Raw genomic sequence first — 5,646 nt, 5'->3', positions numbered from 1 at the left:
AGCTGCTTTTGCTCAGTGCCAGATGGGGGCGGCGGGAATTTATTATCTTTGGTAGTACTTAGTGGAGCATCCGCTACTACGCTCGGCAGCCAGTGGGGGGGTCAGTTTGACCCGAAACAGAGGGGGCACTTTCGCTGAAATACGCACTCAGAAAGAGAATGTTTTTCATGCTAAATATATCCTAAAAAGGTTTGGCAGTAATACAAAAATGGTACTGAATTCAGCTATGGGAATTTATTTCACCTCAGCAAAGGAGGCCTATGAATCCTCTCCAAGATCCTACGGTATTATTCATTTCCGCCATTTAATTAAAAGTAATCAATCACACTTTATATACTGCTAACATGAGTTTCAAATTTTTCCGACCTATAGCGTTTTTTGATATTGAAAGTACCGGTTTAGACACCGCAAATGACAGGATAGTTGAGTTAGCTATCTGCAAATTACACCCGGATTACAGCACTGACAATTTCTCCTGGTTGATCAATCCTCAAATGTTAATACCTGCAGAGGCCACGGCTATTCACGGTATCACAAATGATATGGTTTTTGGTGAGCCAACCTTTAACGACCTAAGTCTGCATATCTGGGGTATCCTAAATAACTGTGATTTCGGCGGGTTTAACAGTAACCAGTTTGACATCCCCATGCTCTATAACGAGTTTGTACGAGCCGGCCTTGCATTCGATTACTCAACCATCCGGTTCATTGACTGCGGGAACATATTCAAGCGTAAAGAGCCGCGCACCCTTGCTGCAGCAGTCGAATTTTATTGCAAATATGAACTGGCAAATGCGCATAGTGCCGCAGCTGATATCAACGCCACCGTATCTGTTTTCCTAAAGCAACTGGAAAAGTATAAAGACCTGCCATCGGACATTGATAGCCTGGCCCTGTATTGCAACCATGATAAACCAGTACTTGATCTCTCCGGAAAGTTTACGATCGACAAGGATGGGGATATTGTTTTCAACTTCGGCAGCAAACGCGGAGTGAAAGCCAAGAATGATCACGGGTACCTGCAATGGATGTATAGCAAAGACTTTGCTCCGGACACGGTGCGAATCATAGAAAGCATGCTCGGTATAACCTCAAATTTTTAATAGTTCAATTATAAACCCAAAGGCGGGGTCGCAAACAACCCTTGATCTGGTCAATCGCCCCGTCTTTATGATTCACAATTATGATCAGTGAAGTTCAATTATTGGACAGAATAGCATTTCTTGATCAATTCCCAGATAAATACTTTGACTGGGCTATTGATGATCCACCTTATTTTTCGGGTCCGGAAAGAAGAGGTTTTTATGGAAGAGATGAGTCGACCACGAAAGTTAAACGGGTACATTACGAAAAGACACCAGAGTGGGTGGTGCCAGGTAAAGATTACTTTGATCTACTTATCAGTAAGTCTAAAAATCAGATTATCTGGGGAGTAAATTACTACAGTTACATATTCCAGCCGGGGAGAATTGTTTGGGATAAAGTCAATTCCAACAGTACATTTTCTGATTGTGAAATAGCTTATTGCAGTTCTCACGACAGTACCCGACTTTTTAGATACATGTGGAATGGAATGTTGCAAGGCCTCAATATAAAAGAGGGACATATTCAGATTGGAAATAAGAAGTTAAATGAGAAACGTATTCATCCAACTCAGAAACCTGTCAACCTGTATAAGTGGTTATACCTGAATTATGCGAAGCCAGGACAAAGAATTGTTGACTGTCACGTCGGATCTGGATCTCATAGAATTGCTGCACATGAATATGGGTGTGATTTCTATGGCTGCGAATTAAGCCCAGTCCACTTCGCTGGTCAACAGCAAAGATTCGAAGAATTTCTAAAACAACAAATGCTATTCACACCGTCCCAGATGAGCTTATTGAGATAGTAGTGAATCAATTGGGTATTTGACCAGTGACGCTTTAAAGGACGGAGCCTTGAATGTGTTCACCGCTACTTTCATTGAGGCCGAAAGATCTCATTGAAAGCAAGTAAACATTCTTGCTTTATTTCGGCTAGAAGATTTTCCTTGAGATATAAATCAATATTGTGTTGATGGTCATAACAGTAGCGGAAGTAGTTATATATCCTGTCTGGATATTCACCAGTTGTCATGTTAACACGATGCTTAAACCAGTAGTCATTTCTTTGCTGTATAGCAGCGAGTTTTATTTCAAATAATTCTCTACGCTTAACGTAACGAGGGTCAGCTATTATCGCAAGGTGTTGATTCATAATAAAGAGGGTTATACACTTATAACGAAATTTTAATTTAAAAGGTTTATAAATAGTAAAAGAAAAAATGAAAGACGGAGAGAAAGCAATACTGGTCCCAGGTAGTAGTACAATGAAATTAACAGGGTCATCTGCTCATAGAAGCAGAGTTGAATCCACACTGAAAGCAATGACTGAAGAGGTAACGATTTTAAAGCTGCATAATGGCACTGGTAACTCAAAAGTGAGAGATAACCGCGGTGTTCAGTTTAATTGTAACACGAACGATTTAATGACCACCTACGACGATTACTTCAGTTTTAAATAAAATATTACCATTAGGTAATGTGGTGTAATATTTTTATATATTTGATTTAAATTCCAGGTTGGTAGCCTTAAGACATTTAAATATTATCCCTACAGACTTCTTTTCGCTTCCAGCGACAGAACTAGCTACCAACTTTCGTCTGTAGGGGTAATATTATTAATTAAGTAATCAGTATGGCCAGAATTAGAACTGTGAAGCCTTCCTTTTTAAGACACGAGCTGCTGCAAGATTTGGAGGCTGAAAATCCGGGAAAATATATCATGATGGTATTCATGGGGCTGTGGATGCTAAGCGACAATAAGGGCAGGTTTGAATACAAACCACGCTCTATGAAGCTGGACATTTTGCCATTCCTCGAATACAGTATGCAGGACACTTTGAACATTTTGGAAGAGTCTGGGTTCATACGAACTTATTTAGTAGACGGACAAAAGTATGGGAGTATTCCATCATTTAAAGAACATCAAAGGATCACAGGGAAAGAGGCCACTGAAGGAGAGAAATACCCTCCTGAACCATTTTTAATCCCAGATGATCAACAGGGAAACAGTGGGGAATCAATCGGGAAACAACCGGGAGCCCAGGAAGGGAAGGGAAAGGAAGAGGAAGGGAATAAGGAAGGGAAGGGAGAAGTAGGATCGTTTCCCCATTCAGAAATAAATATGGTTCTGTTAACTGAAGTCTTAAAATTCTTCCAATTTAATGAGATTGCAAATCCTGATAAGCAACGTGAAGTTGGGTCATTTTTAAAGTGCCTGACTATAAATAATCGACAAAAATATTTTGAAGAGCAATTCGTCGCTTACGTAGAATACAAAAAAATAAACGACTCTTTTCCTCACAGCTTTAAAAAATTTATAGGATCACATTCTGACCTTTTTGAAGATGGTGCATGGAATGCAGAAAACTGGGTAGAAAAGCTCAATACTGAACGTCTAAGGCATGAATCAAAAAAGATCAAAGGAAAAGCAGAATCGATAATTGATTTACACTCAGCAAGCATAGAGTACTGGAAAAGGGTTGAAGAATTAGAAAACAAGAACAAGGGACTATGAAAGAGTTACAGATAAAGGGTCACACACAATCAGTTTCGGTAGCTGGAGAAATAATTTCAACGCCATCAGTTCAGTGCATGGAGTTATTGGAAGCCTTCAAAAGCCCCAAAATTTCGGATCTTCAGGGTTCAAGAATTGGAACAAAAATAGGGGACGCTCTCACAAAAGCGTACTACCATCTTGGCTACAAGATTCCTGATACAGAAGATTTCATTAAACTTCAGATATACCTAAACGACTTTTTAAACAGCGAAAAAATATACCAGGCTGTTTCCATTGATGAAGTTTCGATCGCGATCAAAAAAGGATCTGACAGACAATACGGAGAGTTTTTTGGAATTGCCCCCGCAACAGTTACCGGATGGATCAGAGCATTCTTAGCCAGTGATAACCGCAAAGATGCAAAAGTCATTCAGTTGAGTATTGAAGAGCAAAGCAAAGCCCCAAAGCCAGAGCCTACTCCTGAACAGCAATGGGAAAACTTTGTATCCAGGTTGCGCGTGTTGTACTCAAATTTCCTTACTGGCATAATCATTCAACCTGCAGAAGCCACGTTCGTCTTCAAAGTTCTTCGCCGGTCCAGAATAATAAATTTTGATGAGAGCCGCAGGAATTCGCTAAAAGCAAAAGCCCTGGTGCAGATAAAAAAAGAAGCGGATCCCAAAAGAGCAATCAACAAGGTCGAAAAAAGAAGGATGACTGCCGCGTTCGAAGTATTGCTTCAAAATGAAACAGAAGATCCGCAAGTAATTAACCGAGCTATGGCATTGGGACTTATTGAATGGTTTGATGACCTGAAGCAGTTTGGTACAAGCATCGACGAGGCCGTAAACGAGGAATTTTAAATAAAGCAAACATCATGATGGTGAACGATTTAAAAAGTGAGAAGGAAAAGGGTTTACATGTTACCGTGAGTGTGCCGGTGCCGCAGATTGTATACGTGGTCGGAATTGATCCTGGGATCAATACAGGTTTAGCCCTTTATGATAAGCAAGGCAAAAAGTTAACTGTGGTGATGACTGTTCAAGTTCACCAGGCATTTGAGCTGGTAAAGCGGATGAATCAGGATGGTATCAAAATTTTTGTTCGTGTCGAAGATGCCCGCAAACGCAAGCGTTACGGCCCAAATTCGAATGCAAAGATTCAGGGTGCCGGTGCAATTAAAATACAGTGCCGGCAGTGGGAAATGTTCTTGCAGCAAGAGGGCATCAGCTTTGATCTGGTTGCGCCTGCCCGGATTAAGACCAAAGTAGATGCGAAGAAGTTTAAGATCATCACCGGATGGGCTGGCAGAACGAATAATCACGGCAGGGACGCAGCAATGCTTGTGTATGGTTTATAATCACGAGGTGTGTATCAGCTGCTGCGGACAGCGGTTTGATATCAGAGCGTGGGTAAGATGCCCGATTTGTAATAAGTAATACTGACAGATGGCGGAACGGTAAACGCGCACTATCGATGGCGAATTGATAGATGTTGTACGAATCATATCTGGCTTATTCTAACGAAGAACACTGCAGGCATACGCAAATAAGACCGTGTAAGACCTGACGAGTACCGACCAGAATGAAAGAGTTGCCGGTTCGAATCCGGCTCTGTCAACTAACCGCCTCCGGGCATAAACATAGTATAATGATCAACATTGAAAGAATTGAATGCAGGTATCAGCACGGTACCTGGTTCCGGAAGGCCAGGGTAAGGTATTTCATTACCATAGTGGGTATTGAGTTTGAATTAAAACCAAGATAATGAGTGAAACAGTGACGTATAAAGGCAAGCTTCAGAAGGTTGCCGAAGGCAAGGAAGGTGTAGAAGCCTGGTGTAGACAATTCGTGGAATACAAGCAGAGAACTTTGGAAGGAGTGTTTGAGTATTACACGGAGATGGTTATTGATGAATATTATCCAGAAATCATTGAGGCCAATGGAATTCTATTCAAGGTGCTATCAAGTGGGAGTTTCGCCAAAACTGACCTCTTCATTCCGCAATTAAACTGACGCTTCATTCCGCTCTAAATTGACCCCCTCATTTCGGTGTAAAGTGACC

7 protein-coding genes are annotated in these 5,646 nt (G+C 41.1%); all 7 read left to right on the top strand.

Annotated elements, in window-relative coordinates; genetic code table 11:
• Positions 1-344 precede the first annotated feature (344 nt).
• Positions 345-1,103 (top strand): 3'-5' exonuclease, encoded by a 759-nt coding sequence (locus FN831_RS27450; RefSeq protein ID WP_142531414.1) that lies wholly within the window; start codon positions 345-347, stop codon positions 1,101-1,103.
• 80 nt (positions 1,104-1,183) lie between these two features.
• Entirely contained in the window at positions 1,184-1,891 is a 708-nt protein-coding gene (locus tag FN831_RS27445) for a DNA methyltransferase (RefSeq protein WP_142531413.1), read from the top strand.
• A gap of 414 nt (positions 1,892-2,305) precedes the next feature.
• Positions 2,306-2,545: a hypothetical protein gene (locus tag FN831_RS28030; RefSeq protein WP_221931425.1), complete on the top strand. Its 240-nt coding sequence runs from the start codon at positions 2,306-2,308 to the stop codon at positions 2,543-2,545.
• A gap of 173 nt (positions 2,546-2,718) precedes the next feature.
• Complete coding sequence (locus tag FN831_RS27440) at positions 2,719-3,600, top strand: hypothetical protein (protein ID WP_142531412.1); 882 nt, start codon at positions 2,719-2,721, stop codon at positions 3,598-3,600.
• 77 nt (positions 3,601-3,677) lie between these two features.
• Entirely contained in the window at positions 3,678-4,445 is a 768-nt protein-coding gene (locus FN831_RS27435; protein WP_185960636.1) for a hypothetical protein, read from the top strand.
• A gap of 14 nt (positions 4,446-4,459) precedes the next feature.
• Positions 4,460-4,942, top strand: a complete 483-nt coding sequence (locus FN831_RS27430) for a RuvC family protein (protein ID WP_142531410.1) — start codon at positions 4,460-4,462, stop codon at positions 4,940-4,942.
• A gap of 406 nt (positions 4,943-5,348) precedes the next feature.
• Positions 5,349-5,597 carry a hypothetical protein gene (locus FN831_RS27425; protein WP_142531409.1) on the top strand — a complete coding sequence of 83 codons (249 nt, stop codon included), beginning with the start codon at positions 5,349-5,351 and terminating at the stop codon, positions 5,595-5,597.
• The last annotated feature ends 49 nt before the right edge of the window (positions 5,598-5,646 follow it).

The organism is Pedobacter westerhofensis, from assembly GCF_900182595.1.
Lineage (GTDB): Bacteria > Bacteroidota > Bacteroidia > Sphingobacteriales > Sphingobacteriaceae > Pedobacter > Pedobacter westerhofensis.
This window is presented reverse-complemented; position numbering and strand designations above follow the sequence as displayed.